This is a genomic window from Nocardiopsis sp. CNZ308 (genome assembly GCF_004217075.1).
In genome coordinates this window covers 2158903-2178767 of the sequence record NZ_SHKJ01000001.1, presented here as the reverse complement: position 1 = coordinate 2178767, position 19865 = coordinate 2158903, and the positions used below count along the sequence as shown (strand labels likewise).

18 protein-coding genes and 1 pseudogene are annotated in these 19865 nt (G+C 72.6%); 7 read left to right on the top strand and 12 right to left on the bottom strand.

Features of this window, described 5'->3' with window-relative positions:
• A complete protein-coding gene (locus tag EV372_RS09415) occupies positions 1–1134 on the top strand; it encodes a MauE/DoxX family redox-associated membrane protein (protein ID WP_130395695.1) in 1134 nt (377 codons plus the stop codon).
• A gap of 118 nt (positions 1135–1252) precedes the next feature.
• Here the strand turns inward: EV372_RS09415 and EV372_RS09410 are convergent, their stop codons facing one another.
• A complete protein-coding gene (locus EV372_RS09410; protein ID WP_130398843.1) occupies positions 1253–1936 on the bottom strand; it encodes a hypothetical protein in 684 nt (227 codons plus the stop codon).
• 213 nt (positions 1937–2149) lie between these two features.
• Between EV372_RS09410 and hisC the strand changes: the two genes are divergently transcribed.
• The gene (gene hisC / locus EV372_RS09405) at positions 2150–3229 is read left to right on the top strand and encodes a histidinol-phosphate transaminase (protein WP_197044387.1); all 1080 of its coding nucleotides are present in this window, start codon (positions 2150–2152) and stop codon (positions 3227–3229) included.
• Positions 3225–4265, top strand: a pseudogene (locus EV372_RS09400) (NsdA family TPR-like regulatory protein); the annotation flags it as partial. The gene hisC and the pseudogene EV372_RS09400, both read left to right, overlap by 5 nt.
• Before the next feature lie 198 nt (positions 4266–4463).
• Here EV372_RS09400 and EV372_RS09395 read toward each other — a convergent pair.
• From EV372_RS09395 to fbaA, 8 genes are all read right to left on the bottom strand, one after another.
• Positions 4464–5054, bottom strand: a complete 591-nt coding sequence (locus tag EV372_RS09395) for a hypothetical protein (protein ID WP_130395694.1) — start codon at positions 5052–5054, stop codon at positions 4464–4466.
• A 577-nt stretch (positions 5055–5631) separates the two neighbouring features.
• Positions 5632–6897: a hypothetical protein gene (locus tag EV372_RS09390; protein WP_013155632.1), complete on the bottom strand. Its 1266-nt coding sequence runs from the start codon at positions 6895–6897 to the stop codon at positions 5632–5634.
• A 251-nt stretch (positions 6898–7148) separates the two neighbouring features.
• Positions 7149–8444 (bottom strand): UDP-N-acetylglucosamine 1-carboxyvinyltransferase, encoded by a 1296-nt coding sequence (gene murA / locus EV372_RS09385; protein ID WP_130398840.1) that lies wholly within the window; start codon positions 8442–8444, stop codon positions 7149–7151.
• A 376-nt stretch (positions 8445–8820) separates the two neighbouring features.
• On the bottom strand, positions 8821–9726 hold the full coding sequence (locus EV372_RS09380; protein ID WP_130395693.1) for a phosphoribosylaminoimidazolesuccinocarboxamide synthase: 906 nt from the start codon (positions 9724–9726) through the stop codon (positions 8821–8823).
• Between the two features lie 175 nt (positions 9727–9901).
• Positions 9902–11152: a phosphoribosylamine--glycine ligase gene (gene purD / locus EV372_RS09375; protein ID WP_130395692.1), complete on the bottom strand. Its 1251-nt coding sequence runs from the start codon at positions 11150–11152 to the stop codon at positions 9902–9904.
• A 41-nt stretch (positions 11153–11193) separates the two neighbouring features.
• Positions 11194–12477: an adenylosuccinate synthase gene (locus EV372_RS09370; RefSeq protein WP_013155628.1), complete on the bottom strand. Its 1284-nt coding sequence runs from the start codon at positions 12475–12477 to the stop codon at positions 11194–11196.
• 239 nt (positions 12478–12716) lie between these two features.
• The gene (locus EV372_RS09365) at positions 12717–13133 is read right to left on the bottom strand and encodes a DUF3151 domain-containing protein (protein WP_013155627.1); all 417 of its coding nucleotides are present in this window, start codon (positions 13131–13133) and stop codon (positions 12717–12719) included.
• 860 nt (positions 13134–13993) lie between these two features.
• A complete protein-coding gene (gene fbaA, locus EV372_RS09360; protein ID WP_130395691.1) occupies positions 13994–15016 on the bottom strand; it encodes a class II fructose-bisphosphate aldolase in 1023 nt (340 codons plus the stop codon).
• 407 nt (positions 15017–15423) lie between these two features.
• Here fbaA and EV372_RS09355 point away from each other — a divergent pair, with 407 nt between their 5' ends.
• On the top strand, positions 15424–15810 hold the full coding sequence (locus tag EV372_RS09355; RefSeq protein ID WP_130395690.1) for a RodZ domain-containing protein: 387 nt from the start codon (positions 15424–15426) through the stop codon (positions 15808–15810).
• An 87-nt stretch (positions 15811–15897) separates the two neighbouring features.
• Here EV372_RS09355 and pyrE read toward each other — a convergent pair whose 3' ends face one another.
• Complete coding sequence (pyrE, locus tag EV372_RS09350) at positions 15898–16431, bottom strand: orotate phosphoribosyltransferase (protein ID WP_013155624.1); 534 nt, start codon at positions 16429–16431, stop codon at positions 15898–15900.
• A 68-nt stretch (positions 16432–16499) separates the two neighbouring features.
• Between pyrE and cutA the strand changes: the two genes are divergently transcribed.
• From cutA to EV372_RS09335, 3 genes are all read left to right on the top strand, one after another.
• Positions 16500–16841 (top strand): divalent-cation tolerance protein CutA, encoded by a 342-nt coding sequence (gene cutA, locus EV372_RS09345; protein ID WP_130395689.1) that lies wholly within the window; start codon positions 16500–16502, stop codon positions 16839–16841.
• Entirely contained in the window at positions 16838–17431 is a 594-nt protein-coding gene (locus EV372_RS09340; protein WP_130395688.1) for a hypothetical protein, read from the top strand. The genes cutA and EV372_RS09340 overlap by 4 nt, the downstream gene beginning before the upstream one ends.
• 157 nt (positions 17432–17588) lie before the next feature.
• Positions 17589–18248, top strand: coding sequence for a GNAT family N-acetyltransferase (locus tag EV372_RS09335; protein WP_130395687.1), 660 nt, complete (start codon positions 17589–17591; stop codon positions 18246–18248).
• A 29-nt stretch (positions 18249–18277) separates the two neighbouring features.
• Here the strand turns inward: EV372_RS09335 and EV372_RS09330 are convergent, their stop codons facing one another.
• Entirely contained in the window at positions 18278–18874 is a 597-nt protein-coding gene (locus EV372_RS09330; protein ID WP_130395686.1) for a hypothetical protein, read from the bottom strand.
• 166 nt (positions 18875–19040) lie between these two features.
• Positions 19041–19784 (bottom strand): RDD family protein, encoded by a 744-nt coding sequence (locus EV372_RS09325; protein ID WP_130395685.1) that lies wholly within the window; start codon positions 19782–19784, stop codon positions 19041–19043.
• Positions 19785–19865: the final 81 nt, after the last annotated feature.

The window sequence follows — 19865 nt, the reverse complement described above, 5'->3', positions numbered from 1 at the left end:
ATGCTCCCGGAGATCGTCGAGGCGGCCCGCGAGGTGCAGCTACCGCTCCTGGCGGTGCTGCTCCTGGTCGGAGCCGTCGCCAAGACCACCAGACGGGCGGCCGCCACGGGCCTGGCCGTCCTGGCACCCGAGCGGCTGCGCCGGGCGTCCACGGTCGGCACCGGCCTGCTGGAGGCCGCGCTGGCGCTCGGCCTGCTCGGACTGACCGGCCTGCTGGGCGAGGCGGTGCGGGCGCTGACCGCGGCCGTGTTCGCCGTCTCGGTCGTGGTCCTGGTGGTGATCCGCAGACGCGACCCCGAGGCGGGCTGCGGCTGCTTCGGCGGGCTGAGCCAGGCGCCGATCGGCTGGCGGACGCTGGCCCGGGCCGGACTGCTGTCGGCCGCCGCGCTGGCCACGCTCGGCCTGGAACCCGCGGGTTGGGAGGTGGTCGCCTCGCCGACCCCGGTGCACGCCGGGGTCCTGGGCGCCGAACTGCTGCTCCTGGCCCTGCTGAGCCCCGAACTGCGCACCTCGGCCGCGCGCACCCTGCACGAGGAGCCCTGCGCGCTGCGCGAGGTTCCGCTGCGCCGCACCGTGCGGACCCTGCGCCGCAGCGACGTGTGGCGCGTCAACGAACCGGTGATGCTCGGGACCGAACCCGAGGACGTGTGGCGCCAGGGCTGCTGGAGGTTCCTGCGCTACGACGGCGTACGGCACGGCCGCCGGGTGGACGTGGTGTACGCGGTCAGGGCCGGGGGCAGGCGCGGCACCGCAGTGCGCGCGGCCCTGGTCGACCGCGAGAGCGGAGCGGTGGTGGCCTCCTTCGGCGCGGTCACCCGCATCGAGCTGACCGGACCGCCGCGCAAGCTCCTCCACCCGGGGGAGGCGGCCAGGCGGGACGCATGGCGGCACGACGAGGCCAGGGCCGAGCTGAGCCTTCGGACCGCCCGGGAACGCTCCGCCGTGTGGGACCTCGTCGCGGGCGGATCCGACGAGAGCGTCCGGGACGAAGGCGTTCGGGAGGGCGACCTCCGGGGCGAACGCGTTCCGGGACAGCGCGGTCCGAGCGGGCGCGAGGAGGTCGGCCGGGACACGGCGGAGCAGGGCGCCGACGGGACGGACCGGGGCGGGCGCGAACCGACCCCGGCAGGATGAGGGCACGCCGACGGGCCCCGGTCTGCGGGGTTCGTCGGCGGTGCCGCCGCGCACCCGGTCCGGACGTGGCCCCGGCCTGGATCCGGGTCGGGAGCCGGACCGGGGACCGGTGCGGGGGTCAGCGGTCGGCCCCCGGCCCGAGCATCTGCCGCTGCCGCTCCACGGCGGCCTCGCTGAACTCCACGAGCATCGTCTCGTACTCCTCCAGCCCACCGTCTCCGAGGACGGACGTGCTGCCGACGAGGTCGCCGTTGCGGTACATGAGGCTGACCATGCGACTCGTGTCCTCCCCGGACTCCACTTCGACGGCGAAGGCCCGCGACTCGTCACCGATCCGCGGCACCTCCTCCAGGTCTCTGACGCTGTACTCGGACGAGGTGCCGTCCTCGTAGGTGGCGGTGTACTCGTCGCAGCTCCGCGGCGGCGTGGCGGACAGCGCCTCCGCGGCCGTGGCCTCGTCCAACCGCACCAGCATGTGCGTGACCGCGCCCTCGGGCCACTCGTAGGCCGCCACGGAGGCGGGGGAGTCGCGCACCCCGTCCAGGGCGGCCCACTGGTTGGCGGCGTCCAGGCACTCGGGCTTGTCGAGTTCGGCGGCGGCCCGCACCTGCTCGCTGTAGCGCACTGTGGCAAGCTCGGAGTAGGTGCCGCGCTCGCTGCTCCCGGACACGAAGGTGGCGTCGCGGACGTGCAGGGGCTGCGCCTCGTGCAGTGCCTCCGCGGCCTCGGCGCCGGGGTCGGCGGGCTGTTCGGCGGCGCCGCCACCGCACGCGCTCAGCAGGACCGCGACGGGCACGGCCACGGGAAGGGCCAATGACCGGATGAGTCCTCGCCTCTCGCGCGGTCCGGAGAGCTGACCAGCGTCGATCCGTGCCGGGTTCGGGGGGCAAGGACGCAAGTGCATGGTGATATCTCCTCGTTTGTGCGATATTTCCGCTGGGAGCGGTGACCGACCCGGACGCGATGTCGCTGAGCGTGTCGCGGGGTTAGCACAAAGTATTGAGGAAGGACAACGGTGTCGGAGTCGAAATCGCCATATCTGCGGTCGGTGCTGGAGAGCATCCCGCCCTACAAGCCGGGCAGGAAGGTCGTCGGTCCCGACGGGCGTTCGGTCAAGCTGTCCTCCAACGAGAGCCCCTACGGGCCGCTCCCGTCGGTGCGTGAGGCCATCGCCGCGGCCGCGGCCGAACTCAACCGCTACCCGGACCCGGGCGCCGCCGAGCTCACCTCCGCGCTCGCCAGCCGCCTCGACGTCCCCGAGGAGCACCTCGCCCTGGGCGCCGGCTCGGTGGGCCTGCTCCAGCAGCTGCTCGAAGCCGTCGGCGAGCCCGGCGCCGAGGTCGTCTACGCCTGGCGCTCCTTCGAGGCCTACCCGCTGCTCGCCGAACTGGCGGGGGTCACCTCGGTGCGGGTCCCGCTCCGGGACGAGACGCACGACCTCGACGCGATCGCCGACGCGGTCACCGAGAACACCCGCATGGTGCTCGTGTGCAACCCCAACAACCCCACCGGCACCACCGTGCGCGAGGAGGAGCTGGTCGCCTTCCTGGACCGGATCCCTGAGAGCGTCCTGGTGGTCCTGGACGAGGCCTACCGCGAGTACGTGCGCGACCCGCGGGTGCCCGACGGCGTCTCCCTGTACCGCGACCGGCCCAACGTCGCCGTGCTGCGCACCTTCTCCAAGGCCTACGGGCTCGCCGCCGTACGCCTGGGCTTCCTCGTGGGACACCCCCCGGTGACCGCAGCGGTCCGCAAGACCCTCGTCCCGTTCGCGGTGAACCACCTCGCCCAGGCCGCCGGGATCGCCTCCCTGGCCGCCGAGGGGGAGCTGCTGGAGCGTGTGGACGCCACCGTCGAGGAGCGCGGGCGGGTGCGCGACGCGCTCATCGCGTCAGGGTGGACGGTTCCGCCGACCGAGGCCAACTTCGTGTGGCTGCGGGTGGACGAGGACACGCTCGACTTCGCCGAGGCGTGCGCGCGTGAGGGCGTCTCCGTGCGCCCGTTCGCGGGGGAGGGCGCCCGGGTGAGCCTGGGCACCCCCGAGGAGAACGACGCGTTCCTGGCCGTGGCCACCTCCTACGGCAAGCGCCGTTAGCCCGGCCGTGCCGGTTCCCCGCGCCGTTCACGGAGCGGGGGACCGGCTGGTGACTCCTGTGGCTCCCGAGGCGCTCGGGCTTTCGGAGGCGCTGAAACTCCGGGCGTCGCCGGATCGGGTCGCCGAAGCGGTCCGCGCGGTCAGCGCGCGCGTCGTCGCCCTGGACACCCGGTACGGCGCCCGCGACACCGTGGACGCCGCGGCGCGCGCCGCCGCCCGCGCCCGAGGGGCGGCCCGCACGCGTTTTCCCGACTCGGCCGACGTGCTCGCCGCGACCGCCGAACTGCACCAGGTCACCGGTTGGGTGGCCTTCGACGCCGAGCGCCAGCGCCTGTCCCGGCGGATGACCTCGGCGGCGCTGGACGCGGCGGGCGGGGCGGGCGACCGCTCCATGGAGTACTTCGCGCTCAGCCAGTTGGCGATGCAGGACGTCCACCTGTGGCGGCCGACCGAGGCCCGGCGGGTGTGCGAGGCGGCGTTGGCGGCGGGACCAGTGGGAAGTGTGCGCACCCTGTTCACCCTGAGGCTGGCGCGTGCCGCAGCGCAGGAGGGCGAGCGGACCCGGGCGCGGAAGCTGATCGGGGAGACCCTCAGCCGCTACCTTGAGGGGCCGCGCCGGGGCGATCCGGCGTGGACGTGGTGGCTGACCGAGACGGAGATCGCCTGGCACCGGGGCATGGTCGGCGCCGACACCGGGGCGTGGGGCGCGGCCGTCGAGTCCTTCGACCGGGTGGCGGAGCTGATCGGGGCGGGAGGACGGGCCGCGGGGACGGGCGGGAGCGGACGGTTCCTGTTCCACGCCTCGGTGAGTCGGCTGTGGGCGCTGGCCCGCGCCCGGTCGTGGGAGGAGGCGGAGACCGTGCTGGTGCGCGACGTGCTGCCCGGTCTGGGGGACGTGGCGTCGGTGCGCTGTGAGCGGCGGCTCGCCGAGGCCGTCCGACTGCTCGACACCGCGCGGGGCCGCCCCTCACTGCGGGACACCGCGCGGTGGTGCGCGGAACGGTCCGGCGCGGGAGTCCGGGAGACCCCGGTGTAGGACTTCGGGCCGTGGCTCCGCGCGGCCGAAGGTTGTCCACAGGCTGTGGACGAGGCCGCGCGTCTTCCCGGACGCGGCCCGGGGGACGGTCGGCGGGGTCCGCGAGGCGCTCGGCCCGCGGGCGGCTCGGAGCTGTGCGGCCTCCGGCCCGAGGGTGCCGGCGGCCCGTGCGGTCGGCCGCCGCGGGCCGGGGGTTCACTAGCCGGTGGCGGCCACGACCCGGGCGGCGACCTCCTCGACGGTGCGGCCGTCCGTCGCCACGCGCACGGTCCCCGCAGGCGCCTCGGCGTCCAGGCGCACGGCCGCCCTCAGACTGCGTTCGACGTGGGGGAGCAGCTGTGAGCCGGTCTCGCGCACCGCCAGGCGTGCGCGCACGGTGGCCTCGCTCGCGGTGAGCAGGATCCGGGTCACCCCGATGTCCCCGCCGCCCATGGCGCGGCGGAGCATGTCCTCCTCCAGCACGCTGACGGTGTTGGTGTAGACGAGGCGGTGGTGGCCGAGCGCCGCGTAGTTGGCCCAGACCGCCGCGACGTTGCGTTCGGTGATCCCGCCCCGGTGGGGGTCGCCGGGCGGGGCCGGGTGCACCTGGTCCATGTAGTCGCCCTCCAGGACGCAGTGGGCGATTCCGCGCCGCTGGAGGATGACGGAGACCTCCCAGCCGACCGTGGTCTTGCCGGTGCCCGAGCCGCCGCCGATGAGGAGGAGGCGTTCGCGTCCGGTCTCGGTGTCGCCGCTGCCGTTACCGCTGCCGCTGTCGGGAGCGCTGCCGCCGCCGTCGTGGTCGTCCATGCGCGCAAGCCTGTCAGGCGGGCGGTCGCGGGTCACCGGAATTATCCACAGCCTGTGGACGGTGGCTGGTGGAGACAGGCGGGGTGGGGGCAGCCTGGATTCGGGGGCGCTGCGGTCCGCCGTGGCCGCCGTGCGTCGCCCCCGTGTTCCAGGATCCCAGCGCGCCCCTCCTGCGGACAACCGGCTTCCACAGCCTGTGGACAACCGCGCACCACCGCCCGCCCGATCCCCGCCGCTCGCCCCGCGCACGCCGAACCGGCCTCCGCTACTCACCCATGCCGACCCGCGCAACGCCGAACCGGTCTCACGGCTGGCGCGCACAGACCCGCGCATGCCCAGCCGACCTTCGCCGCTCGGACCCGCTCGCCCACGGACGCTGGAGCGGCCTCCAGGGGACGCCGAACCGGCCGCCCCGCTCACGCCGAACCGCCGCCCGCCGACCCGCGCACGCTCACACACGGCTCACACGGCCACACAGCCGCGCACACGGACGGGGGCGCCCCCTGGTCGGGAGCGCCCCCGTCCGGCGCTTCCACGCCTCTCACAGGCGCTCGTGCGGCTCCGCGCAGGCCGACGGCTACTTGCCCGCGGCGTCCTTGTCGAGCTTCTCCACGATCAGCCGGTACAGCTGGCGGGGGCGGCCCGGCTGGAGGGTCCGGTTGGGCGGCAGCGGCCACGCCAGCCCCTCCTCCACGAGGGTCCGCAGCAGCCGACGCGCGGTCCGGGAGGTGACGCCGAGCATCCGCCCGGCGTTCTCCGCGTCGACCACCAGCGGTCCGTCCTCCTCGGCGATCTTCTCCGAGAGCCGAATCAGCGTCTCGCGTCCCTTGGTCCGCAGCGGTTCGGAGGACTGCCGCGCGGGTGCGCGCTGGGCGGGCACCAGGGAACGGCCCTCGCGGTCCACCGCGAAGCTCTGCCGCGACGCCTGGGCGCGGTTCAGCGCGGCCCGGGCGTGGGCCTCGGCGTCCTGGGTGGTCCGCCCCATGCCGATGCCGACCTCGATCGCGATCCCCAGCTCCGCCTTGATCCGCTCCACGAACGGCGGCTGCCGGAAACCCTCGGTCGCGGTCACGAGCGACCCGCGAGTCGCCGTCACCATGAACGAATGGTCGTCCAACCGGTGCGCAGTGGCGTTGATTCGGTGGGCCTCCTGGAGCAGCAGACGGTGCAGCGACAGCCGCAGCTCCTCCCGCCAGTACCGGGGCGTCGAACGCCGCGTCGAGTCCCGCAGGGTGGGCACGTCCACCACCACGACGCCCAGCTGGGCCTCCTCCAGGCGGTGGTGCGCCCCCAGCAGACCGGCGGTCTGCAGGGCGCTGCGCACGCCCGCGTTGGTGGGCCGCAGCCGGACCACCGGCACGCCGATGGCCTCCAGGCGCTCGGCGACCCCGCGCACGCAGGTGATGGCCATCTTGGTGGCCTTGCGGCGCCACAGCCCCTCGTGGAAGGACGTGAGCTGCGCGGTGTTGGTGAGCTCCTCGTGCACGTGGATCCCGTCCACGGGCAGGTCGACCTCGGAGTAGGCCTCCACCACGTCGGCGCGGCTGAGCACGTCCAGACTGGCTCTGGTCGGGTCGTAGCGCTCGTCCAGGGTCGCCCGGAGCAGGGCCTCGTGCAGGCTCGCCCCGCCGAGAGGCACGAAGGTGGCGGGCATCGTCAGCACACCGGCCTTGCGCGCGAACTCGTAGGGGACAGGGCTGGCGAACAGGTACGCGTCGATCGCCGAACCCAGCCTGACGACCTTGTCCGTCGCCTCTTGCTCATCTCGGTACGCGGCGGCGATGAGTCTGGCGTTGAGGGGTCCCGTGGACCCCGGACCCATGAGCATGACCCGTTCGACCACCTCATGGGGTCCTATGACGCCGATCGTCAAATCGCCAGTACGCTGGGCACTCACCTCGGGTTGCTCCCCGCTACCATTCCACGCTCTTCACTATGTGCGCCCACTGGTTTCCCGACCCGATCTCTGTCACGGCATGATTGCCGAGATCGTACCCATTGTGCGGGGCCAAAGAAGATCGTTTTCCATATCAACGCCGAAAGCCCGGGTGGGAGACGGGCTCCCACCCCGGCTTGAACTGCGCTTTCGGCTCCCTACGAGACGACGACGCGCTCCACGTCAGCGCCTAGCGCAGCGAGCCGGGTCGCGAACTGAGCGTGACCGCGGTCCACCAGATAGCCGGGCGCCACGATTGTCTCACCTTCGGCGACCAGTCCGGCGAGGACCAGGGCCGCGCCGGTGCGCAGGTCGTGGGCGATGACCTCGGTGCCGCGCAGGTTGGTGGTGCCGTGCACGATCGCGCGGGTGCCCTCCACCTCGATCTTGGCGCCCATCTTGGTGAGCTCGTCGGCCAGGGCGAACCGGCCGTCGTAGATGGCCTCGTGGATGTAGCTCTCACCCTCGGCCAGGGTGGCCAGGGCCATCAGCGGGGACTGGAGGTCGGTGGCGAAGCCCGGGAACGGCGAGGTCACGGCGTTGATCGGCCGCAGCGGCACCGACGGGTCCCGGTGGACGTGCAGGACGGCGCCCTCCTGGGAGAAGCCCACGCCCATCTGCTCCATCTTCCAGCGGGCCACGCCCAGGTGGTCCAGCTGGGCGCCCACGAGGCTGGCCTCACCGCCGGTGGCGGCGACGGTCATCGCGAACACGCCCGCGTCGATGCGGTCGGACATGATGGTGTGCTCGACCGCGGTGAGTTCCTTGACACCCTCGACGGTGATGAAGCCCGTGCCGCCGCCGCTGATCTTGGCGCCCATGGCGCTCAGGAAGTCGATGACGTCGATGACCTCGGGCTCCAGGGCCGCGTGCTCGATCACGGTGGTGCCCGGGGCCAGGACCGCGGCCATGATGAGGTTCTCGGTGCCCGTGTGGGACGGAGTGTCCAGGTACAGGCGGCCGCCGCGGAGGTTGCTGGCCTCGACGTTGATGTGGTTGCGCTCGGGGTCCTCGGTGACCTCGGCGCCCAGGCGCGCGAAGCCCCGGTAGTGGAAGTCCAGGTTGCGGCTGCCCAGGTTGCATCCGCCGACGCCCTCGATGCGGGCGCGGCCGGTGCGGTGCATCAGCGCCGGAACGAAGAGCACGGAGCCGCGGAAACGGGCCGCGATCTCGGCGGGCAGGACGGCCCGCTCGGGGTCGTTGAGGTTGGACGCGTCGATGACGACGGTGCGCTCGGCCTCGTGGAACTCGACCTTGGCACCCACGTGCTCGGCGAGCTCCAGAGCTCGGTAGACGTCCTCAATGACCGGAACATTCCGCAGCACCGTACGGCCCCTGGCCGCGAGGAGGGCGGCCCCGATCATCGGCAGGACGGCGTTCTTCGCGCCTTGGATGAACGCCGTTCCACTGAGGGGGCGTCCGCCGCGGACGCGGTAACGAACCTCCTGGCCCATGCTCATGTGCTCCTTTGTGAGGCAGATGTGGAAAAAAGGTCACCCTCGTCGGGCTTCGCCTGTGTGCGTATGAGACGCGGGTTTCCCCTGGAACGTTGCGACATCATGCGTGTGACCTGCGCGGCCAGTGAACCGGTGTTCGCGAGAACTCTATAGCACCCGTTCGCATGTACCGGTCCAGGACGTGGTATACCCGCAGATCGGGGGATGGAGTCCCGCCAAACGGCCAAAGAGGTATTCCGCCAACGGGAAAGACCGGGGATGCCGTGCGTATGGTTGTTCGCCCGCCTCCGGTGACCCGCACAACGTCACCACCATACGTGCTCCTGGACGCGAATCGGCGGTCGCGTGCGTCGAATCACTCCAGCGCGGTGCCTCACAGAGCGGGCTTCGTCCCGGTCAGACGCTCGTAGATCTCCACGTAACGGTCAAGAGTGCGCTGCACCACGTGTTCGGGCAGTTCCGGCGGCGGCGTCTCCGAGGCGCGGCCCCACCCGGACTCCGGCGAGCGCAGCCAGTCCCGCAGGACCTGCTTGTCGAAGGAGGTCTGCGGCCCGCCCGGCGCCCACGTGTCGGCGGGCCAGTAGCGGGAGGAGTCGGGGGTGAACACCTCGTCGGCCAGCACCAGCTCCCCCGACGCGTCGCGCCCGTACTCGAACTTGGTGTCGGCGAGGATGATGCCGCGCTCCCGCGCCAGCTCCCGGCCGCGCCCGTACACGCGCAGGGTGAGGTCGCGCAGCTCGGCGGCGAGCCCGGCCCCGTGCGCGGCGGCGACGGCCTCGAAGGAGACGTTCTCGTCGTGGTCGCCCACCTCGGCCTTGGTCGCCGGGGTGAAGATCGGCTCGGGCAGCTCGGAGCCGTCGACCAGCCCGTCGGGCAGCGCGATCCCGCACACGGTGCCGTCCGCCCGGTACTCCTCCAGGCCGGAACCGGTCAGGTAGCCGCGCGCCACGCACTCCACCGGCACCATGTCCAGCCTGCGGCACACCAGGGTCCTCCCCGCCCAGTCGGCGGGGGCTCCCTCCGGAAGGACGTCGGACACGACGTGGTTGGGCACCAGGCCGCCCAACTGATCGAACCACCACAGGGACAGCTGGGTGAGCAGCCGCCCCTTGCCGGGGATCTCGGTGGGCAGCACCCAGTCGTAGGCCGACACGCGGTCGCTGGCGACCATCACCAGCGACCCGTCGGCCGCGGCGTACAGTTCGCGCACCTTGCCGGTGTGCAGGTGGGTGAGCCCCTCGACCCGGACGGGTTCGGGCCTGACGACGAAACCGCTCATGGCTTCCCCTCTCCTACGCACCGGCGGCCGAGCGGCGCCGGGCGGGTTGTCCACAGGTTCGGGAAGGGGCTGTGGAACGTGCCCCGGTCCGTGATGGACTTGGAAAGGGGGCCTCGAACCCCCTCCCCATCGGGATGCCCTGGGCACGCCCGCCCGCAGGCGTGCCCGCACCCCGCTACAGTTCGGCCGCGGCGCGCTCGGCGATGTCGGTGCGGTGGAACGAGCCGCGCAGCTCGATGCGCGCCACGGCCTCGTAGGCCCGCTCGCGCGCCTGGCGCAGGTCGATCCCGGTGCCGACCACGTTGAGCACCCGGCCTCCGCTCGACTTGACGCCGCCCGAGCCACCCCAGTCGGTGCCCGCGTGCAGCACGTACGCGCCCTCCAGCGCGTTGGCCTGGTCCAGGCCGCCGATGACGTCGCCCTTGACCGGGTCGCCCGGGTAGTTCTCGGCGGCGACCACCACGGTGACCGCGGCGCCCGACTTCCACTGGAGGGAGCCGATGCTCCCCAGGCCGCCGGTGTCGGTGGCCTGGAGGACGGCGCCGATCGGGGTGGCCAGCCGGTCCAGGACCACCTGGGTCTCCGGGTCGCCGAACCGGGCGTTGAACTCCACCACGCGCGGACCCCGCGACGTGAGCGCCAGTCCCACGTACAGCAGGCCCTGGTAGCGCTTGCCGCGCCGGTTCATCTCCACCAGGGTCGGCCGCACGACCGACTCCATGACCTCGTCCACCAGACCCGCCGGGGCCCACGGCAGCGGCGCGTACGCGCCCATGCCGCCCGTGTTGGGGCCCTGGTCGCCGTCGTAGGCGCGCTTGAAGTCCTGGGCGGGCAGCAGCGGCAGGGCGTGCAGCCCGTCGCTCAGCACGAAGAGGGACACCTCGGGGCCGTCGAGGAACTCCTCGATGACCACGCGGCCGCACTCCCGGGCGTGCTGCTCGGCGAGGGCGCGGTCCTCGGTCACCACGACGCCCTTGCCCGCGGCCAGGCCGTCGTTCTTGACCACGTAGGGCGTGCCGAACTCGTCGAGCGCCTCGGACACCTGGCTGGCGGTCCTGCACACCCGCGCCTTGGCGGTGGGCACCCCGGCGGCCTCCATGACCTCCTTGGCGAAGGCCTTGGAGCCCTCCAGGCGGGCGGCCTCCTGGTCGGGGCCGAACACCGGGATGCCCCGGTCGCGCAGGGCGTCCGCCACACCGGAGACCAGCGGGGCCTCCGGTCCGATGACGACCAGCTCGGCGCGGATGCGCGCGGCCAGCTCGGTGACGGCCAGGCCGTCGGTCACGTTGAGCACGTGGTTCTCGGCCAGCTCCGATATGCCGGGGTTGCCCGGGGCGCTGTGGATGCTGGTGACACCCGGGTCCAGGGACAGGGCGCGGACCAGAGCGTGCTCGCGGCCTCCGCCGCCGAGAACGAGGGCTTTCACTACTGGGGGCCTCTTCGTGTTGAAGGCGGACAGACGGGGGGTCAGACCAGGGAGCGCAGCTGGAGCGTCTCGTCGCGGCCGGGTCCGACACCGATGGCGGAGATCGGGGCCCCCGCCATCTCCTCAAGGGTACGCACGTAGGCCTGCGCGTTCTTGGGAAGTTCGTCGAACGTCCGGACACCGGTGATGTCCTCGGACCAGCCGTCGAGGTACTCGTAGACGGGCTTCGCGTGGTGGAAGTCGGTCTGGGTCATCGGGATCTCGTCGTGGCGGACCCCGTCGACCTCGTAGGCCACGCACACGGGGATGCGCTCCAGGCCGGTGAGCACGTCGAGCTTGGTGAGGAAGAAGTCCGTGACGCCGTTGATCCGCGTGGCGTAGCGCGCGATGGGCGCGTCGAACCAGCCGCAGCGGCGGTTGCGGCCGGTGGTGACGCCGTACTCGCCGCCCTGGGTGCGCAGCCACTCGCCCTGCTCGTCGAGCAGCTCGGTGGGGAAGGGACCCGAGCCCACGCGGGTGGTGTAGGCCTTGAGGATGCCCACGACCTTGGTGATGCGGGTGGGGCCGATGCCGGACCCGGCCGCCGCGCCGCCCGAGGTGGGGGAGGAGGACGTCACGAACGGGTAGGTGCCGTGGTCGATGTCCAGCAGGGTGCCCTGCGAGCCCTCCAGGTACACCGTCTTGCCCTCGTCGAGCGCCTTGTTGAGGATCAGGGAGGTGTCGGCGACGTAGGGGCGCAGCTGCTCGGCGTAGCCCAGGTACTCCTCGATGATCGGCTCGGCCTCCAGGCCGCGCCGGTTGTACACCTTGGTGAGAAGCTGGTTCTTGTCGTGCAGGGCCAGCTCGATCTTCTTGCGCAGGATCTTGGGGTCGAACATGTCCTGGACGCGCACGCCCTGGCGGGAGACCTTGTCGGCGTAGGTCGGGCCGATGCCGCGCCCGGTGGTGCCGATCTTGCCCTTGCCGAGGAAGCGCTCGCTGACCTTGTCCAGCGCCCGGTGGTAGGGCATGATCAGGTGCGCGTTCGCCGAGATGAGCAGGCGGGACGTGTCCACGCCGCGCTCGTTGAGGCCGCGCAGCTCCTCCAGCAGCACGCCCGGGTCGATGACGACGCCGTTGGCGATGACCGGCACCACGTTCGGGGACAGGATGCCCGAGGGCAGCAGGTGCAGGGCGTACTTCTGGTCGCCGATGACCACGGTGTGCCCGGCGTTGTTCCCGCCCTGGTAGCGCACCACGTAGTCCACGCGGTCGCCGACAAGGTCGGTCGCCTTGCCCTTGCCCTCGTCGCCCCACTGGGCACCCACGAGCGTGATCGCCGGCATTGGTCTCTACCTCTTCGCTCGACACCTGACCCGGGGCTTTCCGGCCCCGAACACGGAAAACCCCTGGCGCAAGGCTGCGACAGGGGCCGTTGCGTATTGAGGGTACACGACCAGGGCATCCGGGTTAAGTGGGGCACTGGGGCACGTGCGACACACGGGCCCCGTCGGCCCCAGGATCTCCCAGACGGTGGACGGGCCGTCCGGATCCCGGACGGCCCGACGACCGGCAGACGGGCGTGTCAGCCGTTGAGCGCCTTGTCGGCCTCGGCGCTGGACTCGCGCAGGAAGGTGGCGCAGCGCTCGGCCTCGTCGGTGTCGCCGATCTCCGCCGAAGCCCTGCCCAGGGCGTGCAGCGCCCGCAGGAAGCCCTGGTTGGGCTCGTGCTCCCAGGGGATCGGGCCGTGGCCCTTCCACCCCGAGCGGCGCAGCTGGTCCAGGCCCCGGTGGTAGCCGGTCCGGGCGTAGGCGTAGGCGGTCACCGGCTGGCCGTCGGCCAGGGCCAGCTCGGCCAGCCGCGCCCACGCGGCCGAGTACTCCGGGAAGCGCCCGGCGACCGGTGTGGGGTCGTCGGCGGAGGCGAGGGCCTCGCGGGCCTCGGGGTTGTCGGCCAGGCGCGTCTCGGGCGGCTCGTTGAGCAGGTTCTGGTGCAGGTTCATGGCCCCATCCTGCCACCGGACGGCCGGGTCCGCCGGAGGGTCCCGCGTCACCTCCGCGGCGCTCCCGCCGTTCCGCCGCCTCCGCGCGCCGGTGGACGCGCGGCGTGCCACCCCGCGTCACCGCGTGCGCCCCGGGGCCGCACCGTGCACGGACACCGCGCCGGGAAGCGCGGGATCCGCGTGTTCCGGTCAGCATCGAACGACCCGGCCGGAGGATGGTTCGTCGCCGCTGGAACCGCGGGCTCCGGTGGAATAGGCGCCATTGCCGTCGCGGGTCCCGCCGGCGCGCGGACCGCCGTTTCCGAAACCGCCGCGCCCGGCCCCGGCCGCCCCCTTGTCGGGCCAGACGGGGGCGCGGACCTGGACGGCGGGGGTCACCGTGCCGCGGCATCCGGTGCGCGAACCGGGGCCGTGGACGGAGTTCCCGGATGTGGTGGGCGCGCTGGCGCCGAGCACGCACGCCGACGAGGACGGGGCCGCCGCGACCCCGCTCCCCGCCTACGCCGCTGCGGCCGTGCGAGCCCCGACGAGTACGGTTCCCGCGGCCAGCACTCCGGCCGCGATGACTCGGGCGGCGCTGTTTCCGTCCTTCGCTTTTCCTCATTCCGCTGGGAGGGGGTTGTGCGCGTTCAGGATGATTCCCGAGCGCCCCTTCGCGAAACGGGAATGCGGATAACTGGAAAACGCTTTTTCGGGTATTTCGGGGTGGTTCGCTGTGCGAAGCGAGGGAGGTCGGGAGAACGCGCTCTCCCGGGGAGCGCGGTGTCCGGCCCCGCGCACGGGCCCCGGAAAACGCGGTGCCCGGCGGCCTCGGCCGCCGGGCACCGCGCGCGGACCACCGAACCGGTGGCGGGCCGCGACTACTTCATCTTGTTGCCCGCGGACTTCAGGTGCTGGGCGGCCTCCACCACGCGGGCGGCCATGCCGGCCTCGGCCGCCTTGCCGTAGGCGCGGGGGTCGTAGGCCTTCTTGTCGCCGATCTCGCCGTCGATCTTCAGCACACCGTCGTAGTTCTTCATGATGTGGTCGACCACGGGGCGGGTGTAGGCGTACTGCGTGTCGGTGTCGACGTTCATCTTCACCACGCCGTACTCGATGGCCTCGTGGATCTCCTCCATGGTGGAGCCGGAGCCGCCGTGGAAGACGAAGTCGAACGCCTTGGCCCGGCCGTACTTCTCGGCCACGGCCTCCTGGGCCTTCTTGAGCACCTCCGGGCGCAGCTTGACGAAGCCCGGCTTGTAGGAGCCGTGCACGTTGCCGAAGGTCAGGGCCGTCAGGTAGTAGCCCTTCTCGCCCAGGCCCAGCACCTCGGCGGTGCGCAGGGCGTCGTTCGGGGTGGTGTAGAGCTTCTCGTTGATCTCGCCGACGATGCCGTCCTCCTCGCCGCCGACGACGCCCACCTCGATCTCCAGGATCGTCCGGGCGGCCTTCGAGGCGGCCAGCAGCTCCTCGGCGATCTGGAGGTTCTCCTCCAGCTCGACCGCCGAGCCGTCCCACATGTGGGACTGGAACAGCGGCTCCTGGCCCTTGGCCACGCGCTCCTTGGAGATCTCCAGCAGCGGGCGGACGAAGCCGTCGAGCTTGTTCTTGGGGCAGTGGTCGGTGTGGAGGGCGATGTTCACCGAGTACTTCTCGGCCACGACGCGGGCGAACTCGGCGAAGGCGACCGAGCCGGTGACCATGTCCTTGACCGTGGCGCCGGACAGGAACTCCGCGCCACCGGTGGAAATCTGGACGATGCCGTCGCTTTCGGCCTCGGCGAAGCCGCGCAGGGCGGCGTGCAGCGTCTGGCTGGAGGTCACGTTGATGGCCGGGTAGGCGAAGCCCTCGGACTTCGCGCGGCTCAGCATCTCGGTGTAGACCTCGGGGCTGGCGATGGGCATGCTTGACTCTCCCTGGATTCGGCCTGGAGCGAGCGGCCGCCGGTATCACGCCGACGGCACCCCACGTGCGTTGCCCCGGTGGAGACGGACGTCGGGGGGCGGCGGCCCTCGGGCCGTGCGTCCGTGCGTGTCCACCAGGTGTCACCCAAGTATCCCGAATACCCGGAGCCCTTGAAAAGGTCTAGACCAAATTGCCCGGGGTTGTCGGTGTAGCCGCAGCTGGCGGGGGTCGGCGCCCGGACTCCGCGCGCCCGGGACGACGGAGAGTGACCCCTTCATCCCCGTTGTGACGGAATTATGGGAGGCGGGGGCCTTCCAGGCGACTGCTGTCGCTTTTTGCCGTGATACGCGCTACATTCAACGCCGTGGGAAGGCATAGGAATGATCCTCGCGGCGTTGGCCAGGTGATGGCCATCGTCGGAGCCGTCGTGCTCCTGGTGACGCTCCTGGCCCTGGGCGGTTTCTTCCTGTACCGCTCCCTCCCCGGCACCAGCGTGAGCGCCAACGCCTCGGAGACGGCGGGCGAGAGCACGGAGCCGAGCAACATGGGCGTCCTGTACGTCCGCGTCGTCGGCGAGTCCAGCGACGTCTTCGTCCGCATCCCCGGCGGCGACGTGCTGATGGACCAGAACATGAGCCAGGGCCAGTCGGTCAACTACGCGACCGCCGCCGAGGGCCTGGAGGTCACCATCGGCGACCCCGCCGCCGTCGAGGTCTTCGTCGACGGCGACGAGCGCGACATCTCCGACCGCGAACCCGGCTTCAGCTTCACGATCGACCCGCAGGACGGCTGAGACCGCCCGGGACACCGATCCCCAGCGGCGCACCCGCCCCCGGGCACGGCCGCCGGAACGCCCCGAGGCGCCCCGTGGCCGCACCTGCTAGACGTCCAGGTCGGAGACCCCGTACACCGCCCGGTACTCCAGACCCTCCTCGGTCACCCGCTCGCGCGCGCCCCGGTCCAGGATCAGCGCGACCGCCACCACCTCGGCGCCCGCCTCGCGCAGCGCCTCCACGGCCGTCAGCACCGAGCCGCCGGTGGTGGAGGTGTCCTCCAGGGCGAGCACGCGCCGCCCGCGCACGTCGGCCCCCTCGATCCGCTTCTGGAGGCCGTGCGCCTTGCCCGCCTTGCGCACCACGAAGGCGTCCAGCGTGCGCCCGCGCGCGTGCGCGGCGTGCAGCATCGCGGTGGCCACCGGGTCCGCGCCCAGCGTCAGGCCGCCGACCGCGTCGAACTCCAGGTCCGCGACGTTGTCCAACATGACCGAGCCGACCAGCGGTGCGGCCTTCCCGTCCAGGGTCACCCGGCGCAGGTCGACGTAGTAGTCGGCCTCCATGCCCGAGGACAGGGTCACCTTGCCGCGCACGACCGCCTTATCGTTGATCTGACGCAGGAGTTCATCACGTTCGCTCATGATCAGTGAGCCTAGAACACCGGACGGGACGCGGGCGCACCGCATCGCCCCCGGTGGGAGGGACGGCCATGCCGCAGTCCGGGGACACGGTCCGGGTGGAGACCACCGTCGACAGCAGGGAGGGCGCCGAACGGCTGGCGCGGTCGGTGGTCGAGCACCGGCTGGTGGCCTGTGCGCAGGTGGGCGGACCCATCACCAGCTTCTACCGCTGGGAGGGTCGGGTCCAGGCCGACGAGGAGTGGACGGTGGTGGTCAAGACCGCCGCCGACCGGCTGGACGAGCTCACCGCGCACATCGGCGAGGTCCACCCCTACGACGTTCCCGAGGTCGTCGCCGTGCCCGTCACCGGCGGCAGCCCCGCCTACCTGGAGTGGGTGCGCGACGAGACCCGGGGAGGCACCTCCGCGTGATCGCCGTCCTGCTCCCCCCGACCCTCGGCGAACCCACGCGGCTGCCCGGCCTGGCCGACCGGCTGGCCGGGTACGGCATCACCGCCGTCCGCCCCGAGGTGGGCGGCGACGAGCACCCGCCGCACGCGGCCCGCTACGTCGCCCGCGCCAGCCTGGAGGTCAACCGCCTGGTCGCGCCCGACGCGCCGACCGCGCTCGTCGCCGAGGGCGGTGCCGGACCGCTGCTGGGCGCCGTGGGCGCGGCCCAGCGGGCGGCGCACCGGCCGGTGTTCGGCTACGTGCTGGTCGACGCGTTCCTGCCCCAGCCGGGCAGCCCCACCCGCGCGGACGTCGCGAGGACGCAGAGCCCCGAGGGCGCGCTCCCGGACACGGCGATCCCTCCCGGGGAGCCCGCCGGCTACCGGACCGAGCCGCTGCCGACGGTTCCCGACTGGCCGGACGCGCCGTGCGGCTACCTGCTCACCGACCCGGGCCTGCGCCACGCGGCCCGCCTGGCGCGGCTGCGCGGTTGGAGTGTGCGCGAGGCGGCCCCGGAGGAGGCGTCCGAGGCCCTGGCCGCGCTGCTGGTGGAGCTGCGCGGCGGCTCCTGAGACGCCGCTTCGCCCGGGCTGGTCGGTGCTTCGGCCCCCGGGGCGGCCGGCGCCTCCCGGGCGGTGTCATGAGCAGGGCGTACGGTGGCGGGCCGGGCACGGCGCGGCGCCGGGAAAACCGGGTGACACCGCAGGTCGGGCTGCGGAGAATCGGCGCATGATCACCGACCACTTCCCGCCTCTGGGCCTGCGGCTGACCACACCCCGCCTCGAACTGCGGCTCCCGTCCCTCGACGACCTCGGCCAGCTGGCCGAGGTCGCGGTGGAGGGCGTCCACGACCCGGACACCATGCCCTTCGTCGTACCGTGGACCGACCAGCCGCCGAACGAGCTCGCCCTCGGGGTCGTGCAGCACAACCTGGGGACCCTCGCCTCCTGGAAGCCGCGGGACTGGGGACTCAACCTCGCCGTGGTCCACGAGGGCGCCGTGGTGGGCGTCCAGGACATGCGGGCGCGCGACTTCGCGGTCACGCGCCAGGTGAGCACAGGGTCGTGGCTCGGAAGGGCCCACCAGGGCAGGGGGATCGGCACCGAGATGCGCGCCGCCGTGCTGCACCTGGCCTTCGAGGGGCTGGGCGCCGTGGCGGCGGTGTCGTCGGTGTTCGAGGACAACACCGCCTCGGAGAGGGTCTGCGAACGCCTGGGGTACCGCGGGAACGGGTTCGACCTGATCGAGGTCAGGGGGGAGCGGGTGGTGAAGAACCACTACCGGCTGACCAGGTCGGACTGGGCGGAGCACCGCACGGTGCCGGTCACCGTGACGGGCCTGGAGCCGTGTTTGCCGTTCTTCGGGCTGGACGGGTCCGAGGCGGGGTAGCACCGGGCGCGGGGGCGTCGGCCCCGCGTCTACGGCGAGGGGGTCGGCGCGGTGTCGGCGGCGGCCGAGCCGGACCCGCGCTCGGTCACGAGGGGGACCAGCAGGCCGACCAGGAGCCCGGTCAGCATGCCCAGCCCGGTGACCACGCCGCTGACGAGGGGCACCCAGTCGGGGTGCCCGGTGAGGGCCATCGCCAGTCCCGCGGCGCCGAGCACCGACATGTAGACGGCGACGGCCAGGAGCGAGCGGGTCCGCCAGTGCCGGGCCAGCGGGAGGAAGTGCAGACCGACGGCGAGGGCGATCCAGGCGACGTTGGCCTGCACGGGCGCGTCCAGGGCGCGCAGCACCTGGATGCCGCCGAAGAGCAGGACCGCCTCCAGCAGCACGACCACGCCGTAGAAGGCGTCGAACCGCATCCGCGGCCCCTCGGGGCCGGGCCCGGGCTCCGAGGCGGGACCGGACCCGCGGCCCGTGACCACCGCCAGCACGACCACCCCGACGAGCGCCGCGACCGCGAACACCCGCAGCACGAGGGCGACGGTGGGATCGAGCGGCGGCCCGGAGTTGGCCAGGACGAAGGCGAGGCCGAAACCCGCGCCGATGAGGGATCCCGCGAATCGCGTCATCGAGCGAAGGTACCAGCGGGCAAGACCGGGTCCAAGGGCGTTTTCGGGCCGTTCGCCCTGCTGCTCCTTCCGGAGCCGCGGCACCACGCAGTGCGTGCGCGCGGCGGGGTACACCGCGTCCCGCTCCGGCCCCGGTCCTCGCGTGAGCGTGCGGTCCGGACGGAACCTAGCGGCAGACCTGGACGACCACCGTGCCCGCCGCCTTGTCGTGGAGGCACTTGCGGGTCCTCTTGTCACGCAGGGGCCACAGGACGTTGGTGATCGACCAGGGCAGGAGCCAGTTGACCAGGTTGGTGTGCCCGGGCGCGTAGAGCAGCGCCCGGACGAGCGCGCGACCGGCTCCGACCCTTCCGCTGCCGTCGGACCGCACCACCCACAGGCCCAGGAGCATCTTGCCGACCGACCGTCCCCACAGGCGGACCTGGAGCCACTCCAACACGATGGGCAACAGGAAGAAGTTGAAGATGTAGGCCACCATGAAGGCGGTCTCTCCGGGGCCGCCCTCCATGTCACCGCCGCCTATCGCCGTGCTGACGAAGGTCCCCAGCAGCATCATGACGAACCAGAGGGCACCGAAGGCGATGGTGTCGAGAAGCCGGGCCGCGAACCGCACCCCCATCTCGGCGCGGCCGACCTCGGGGTTGCGCGGGTTCCAGTGCCCCGGGTCGGCGAGGGCCGGCGGAAGCCAGTTCTGCGGCGGTGGGTAGTAGCCCTGATGCCCGTGCGCGTAAGGCGTCTGGTGGGGCGGGGGGTACATGGAGGGCTGCTGCGGCGCCGCATACGCGGGCGCGGGCGGGGCCTGGTACCCGGACGGGGCGTAGGGGGCCTGGTAGGCGGGCTGGACGTCGTACCCCGCGTACGGGGAGCCGTGCTCCGGCTGTCCACCGGCGGGCTGACGCGGGGGCTGCATGGTTCTCCTGCCGAATGTCGTCAGGTGCTTTCGGGGGGGCGTCGGGGCGCCACGGAGCGGGGGACCGTGGCGCGTGTCCTG

Bases quoted from the DNA above. Each gene is read 5' to 3' on its own strand.
- cutA (WP_130395689.1), top strand. From the start codon at position 16,500: ATGCCGCAGTCCGGGGACACGGTCCGGGTGGAGACCACCGTCGACAGC.
- EV372_RS09325 (WP_130395685.1), bottom strand. From the start codon at position 19,784: ATGCAGCCCCCGCGTCAGCCCGCCGGTGGACAGCCGGAGCACGGCTCC.
- EV372_RS09330 (WP_130395686.1), bottom strand. From the start codon at position 18,874: ATGACGCGATTCGCGGGATCCCTCATCGGCGCGGGTTTCGGCCTCGCC.
- murA (WP_130398840.1), bottom strand. From the start codon at position 8,444: ATGGGCCAGGAGGTTCGTTACCGCGTCCGCGGCGGACGCCCCCTCAGT.
- pyrE (WP_013155624.1), bottom strand. From the start codon at position 16,431: ATGAGCGAACGTGATGAACTCCTGCGTCAGATCAACGATAAGGCGGTC.
- EV372_RS09415 (WP_130395695.1), top strand. From the start codon at position 1: ATGCTCCCGGAGATCGTCGAGGCGGCCCGCGAGGTGCAGCTACCGCTC.
- fbaA (WP_130395691.1), bottom strand. From the start codon at position 15,016: ATGCCCATCGCCAGCCCCGAGGTCTACACCGAGATGCTGAGCCGCGCG.
- EV372_RS09370 (WP_013155628.1), bottom strand. From the start codon at position 12,477: ATGCCGGCGATCACGCTCGTGGGTGCCCAGTGGGGCGACGAGGGCAAG.
- EV372_RS09335 (WP_130395687.1), top strand. From the start codon at position 17,589: ATGATCACCGACCACTTCCCGCCTCTGGGCCTGCGGCTGACCACACCC.
- EV372_RS09380 (WP_130395693.1), bottom strand. From the start codon at position 9,726: ATGAGCGGTTTCGTCGTCAGGCCCGAACCCGTCCGGGTCGAGGGGCTC.
- EV372_RS09365 (WP_013155627.1), bottom strand. From the start codon at position 13,133: ATGAACCTGCACCAGAACCTGCTCAACGAGCCGCCCGAGACGCGCCTG.
- EV372_RS09395 (WP_130395694.1), bottom strand. From the start codon at position 5,054: ATGGACGACCACGACGGCGGCGGCAGCGCTCCCGACAGCGGCAGCGGT.
- EV372_RS09355 (WP_130395690.1), top strand. From the start codon at position 15,424: ATGGCCATCGTCGGAGCCGTCGTGCTCCTGGTGACGCTCCTGGCCCTG.